Below are 1,320 nucleotides of genomic sequence, written 5' to 3' on the forward strand. Positions count from 1 at the left end.
GCGTTTCGTTCTGGTGCTGATCGAGTCATCAATACCTTACCCAATGGTTATGACACCATGCTAGGTAAGCTATTTGACCAAGGGGAACAACTCAGTATCGGGCAATGGCAGAAAATCGCTTTGGCAAGAGCATTTCTACGAGACTCCCAGGTAATAGTTTTAGATGAACCTACTTCTGCTATGGACCCCAAGGCAGAATATGAGGTATTTCAGAAGTTTCGTCAACTGATAAAAGACCAAGCTGCTATCCTAATCAGTCATCGCCTATCCACCGTTAAAATGGCCGATCGCATTTATGTAATGGATAAAGGTTCTATTACCGAAAGCGGTACTCATCAGGAATTGATGCAGCTAGGTGGAACTTACGCCTATTTATTTGAAACCCAAGCTGAAAATTACCGATAAACGCTTTATGACTACCTTAGTTCAACCAGAAATTAAAACACCATTAGGAGTCACTAACCCCGAAGTAGTCCTAAATAAGTAAGGATGAGTTCTAATGATGAATGAAGGGAGCATGTCACTTATGCAGAACATTTATACTAAAGCTATAGCCCCCGTCAGGTTTTAGCTGGCTCTGATAGTATATATAGCAATTCTACTACTTGTGAGGTACAAATTTCTGGTTTTTAGGGAGCAGGGAGCAGGGAGCAGCGATGCAGCGCGGTCTTGGGGGTTTCCCCCATGAGCGACTGCATCAAGACGGGAGCAGGGAGCAGGGAAGAGGGAAGAGGGAAGAGGTCAAAACTAATGTGTACCTCATGAGTCCTAGAAACGCTATAGTTCATCTGTTCTGCAACTTTGACCTGCTCCCTTTAGTTTCCTTCGGCAAGCTGTTCCTTGCTAATCCCGATTTACCCAAACGGTTTGAACTAGATGCCCAATTAAATACACCCAATCCTAAGACATTTTACGGTCGAGGGGACAAGGATATAGAAAAGGGGTTTACAGACTATCCATTCCTATAAAAAGAAACGTAAGCATTCAGCAGTCAGCTGAATGCTTACAAAAGTAAAAAGTAAAAATAAACAAGTAACAATAGGGCTCCTAAATCAATTGTGATAATTTTTGTTCCCTACTCCCTACTCCCTACCTCATAAGGGTAGGTTTTTTACTTTGACGTCAGGTGTGGGGTGTGGGGTGACCGGGTGTGGGGTGTGGGGGATAAGAAAGCGATGCAGCGCGGTCTTGGGGGTTTCCCCCATGAGCGACTGCATCAAGACAATATACTTAATTTGTCGTTGTCTTGATGGAAAGCGCGAGTGGGGGAAACCCCCTGTTCCGAAGCTGCATCGCTAAAAATCATCATTGTCTTGATGA

At 44.0% G+C, this 1,320-nt stretch carries 2 protein-coding genes; both read left to right on the plus strand.

Annotated elements, in window-relative coordinates; translation table 11 throughout:
- Positions 1 to 405: ATP-binding cassette domain-containing protein (locus tag F6K53_RS42990; protein ID WP_293086759.1), on the plus strand; the 405-nt coding region annotated here is incomplete at its 5' end.
- A gap of 251 nt (positions 406 to 656) precedes the next feature.
- Positions 657 to 968, plus strand: coding sequence for a hypothetical protein (locus F6K53_RS42995; RefSeq protein ID WP_293086762.1), 312 nt, complete (start codon positions 657 to 659; stop codon positions 966 to 968).
- Positions 969 to 1,320 lie beyond the last annotated feature (352 nt).

This window comes from Moorena sp. SIO4A1, assembly GCF_010672065.1.
GTDB lineage: Bacteria > Cyanobacteriota > Cyanobacteriia > Cyanobacteriales > Coleofasciculaceae > Moorena.